Source organism: Mesotoga infera (assembly GCA_011045915.1).
In the GTDB taxonomy this organism is placed as follows: domain Bacteria; phylum Thermotogota; class Thermotogae; order Petrotogales; family Kosmotogaceae; genus Mesotoga; species Mesotoga infera_D.
Genome location: DSBT01000387.1, coordinates 1 through 2,167, shown reverse-complemented (window position 1 = coordinate 2,167; position 2,167 = coordinate 1). Strand labels below are relative to the sequence as shown.

The 2,167-nt window shown below is 48.2% G+C and carries 2 protein-coding genes; both read left to right on the top strand.

The features are described from left to right. Positions 1 to 342 (top strand): DUF1788 domain-containing protein (locus ENN47_12510; protein HDP78970.1); only part of this gene is annotated, 342 nt, incomplete at its 5' end. Positions 343 to 368: 26 nt separating this feature from the next. Then, the coding region (gene brxC, locus ENN47_12505; GenBank protein ID HDP78969.1) for a BREX system P-loop protein BrxC at positions 369 to 2,167 on the top strand (1,799 nt) is incomplete at its 3' end.

Below are 2,167 nucleotides of genomic sequence, written 5' to 3'. Positions count from 1 at the left end.
CTGGGAAGCGTCCTTTCGGAGACTGCCACCAGTTATGGGATGGACAACCTAGCAGATGACTTCTCCTTTCTTGGCAAGTCCTGCATAAAAGACTTCGCTCATCTCCTGCACTCAAATATGACAGAGCGCATAGTGAATGCCTCACAGGAAAGCTCTATAACGGTCATACACAGGCTGGGCATACTCAACGGCTTCTTCGGTCTGAATCCGTTAATAGAGGAAGTGACTGGTAAACTCGTCAATCCCGTTCTATTTATCTATCCGGGAAAGAGGAAGGAACACATACTGACCTTCCTGGATGGAAGACACACCACTTCGGTTTACAGGGCGCTGGTAATTTGAGATAGAAGAACTAGGGGGTAAGGGGAATGAAGATTAAAGAGCTTCTTAGGATAAACATAGATGACGAAGTCCCTCTCGTAATAAAGGCCGGTGAGCAGGACCTCGCTGTCGAAGAGAAAGAAATCTCCCAGTACATAGTCACCCACCAGATAGAGAAGCACCTTGAAGCCTTCCTGACGAACTACAAGCTTCTCTCTACTGACAGGATAGGTGTGTGGATCTCCGGTTTCTTCGGTTCGGGAAAATCCTACTTCGCGAAAATACTAGGTTATCTGCTTACCAACCACACTCTGCCCAAGGGAATAACGGCCCGAGAACTCTTCAACGAGAGATTGAGCAACTGTTCGAACCCGGAATTCATAAAGGGAAACATAAGGGCGCTGAACAGCATAGCGAGTACCGTCGTTATGTTCGAAATGACGGCAGACAGCTCTCTCAATATGGAGACGATACAGCAATCTATCTTCAAGAAGTTTCTCGAGACCTGTGGCTACTCCTCATTCCCTAACGTAGCGATAATGGAGTATGAACTAAATACATTCGGTCACCTCGAAGAGGTACGCAATTACATAGAGCAGAGCGGAAACGACTACTCGAAGGTGGCTCAAAATGTCGGTGAATTCCGTCGCCACGCTGTAAAAGCTATGACGGAAAGGCTTGATTACACAGCGGATGAAGCGAGTGAATTTCTGAAATCTGCGGTAAACAAATACGATAATCTTTCCCCGACAGTTCTTGCCGAACACTGCCTCGAATACACGAGAGAGACTGGAAAGAGACTCGTCTTCATAGTGGATGAAATAGGGCAGTACGTGATATCCCTCAAAGATAACGAAGACAGAATACTGGCCCTGCAAGGAGTCGCAGAGGCCTTCGCCTCGAAGGGAAAGGGCTCGGTCAGGCTAATAGTAACCTCACAGGAAAAGCTCGACCAGCTAATAGCCAACAGAGACTTCGACAAGCGGAAGCTGGGCAAACTGACAGACCGTTTCGAAGTGAGGCTCGATCTCACATCCGAGAACGTGGATGAGGTCGCCCGCGAAAGACTGCTGAAGAAAAAGATAGAGGCAGAGCCCCTGTTCGAAAAGACGATGCGAGAAAACCAGGGGAACATAACGACCCTCAGCGACACGAACGGAAATTACAGGAAGACCGAAACAAAAGACGATCTTATGACTTACTACCCCTTCCATCCATACCAATTCCAGTTACTCCCCGATCTAGTGCAGAATACTATAGGCTCGACATATTATCAGGCGACGGCCCGCAAGTTCATCTTCCTCGTCGATTCAATACTGAAGAATCTGAAAGACGAAGAGTTCGGCCGGATAGTGAGCTCCACCGATCTCTTCGATGCTTTGGGCCCCTCCTTCTTCGGTTCGGGAGTCACCCATCTTGTGTATGGCGCCGATCAATACAGGGGAAAGAACGTGAAGGCCTCGGACATACTCAAGACTCTCCACATACTGAAAAACCTGAATAAGATAGGCGCGAGTGAGACTGTAATAACCCGTATGCTCTGCAAGAACATCTTCGACAAACAGTACGAGCTTATTAAGGAAGTCAAGGACGCTCTCGACTACCTGGAGAAGGCCAGATACGTTACCCGTTACAACGGAGAGATAACGCTCGTGACCGATCTCGAGAGGGACTTCATAGCAGAGATGGAAAACACGGTTATAGACATACCCAAGAGAAACGAAGAGATAGTCCGTCAGTTGCTGAACATCTTCAACTACAAGGAAATCCGTTACGGAGAAGGCCCCTACATTCCCATAGAATGGTACCTGGATAACGCAGCGATCGGTGGCAAGAAGAAAGGCCT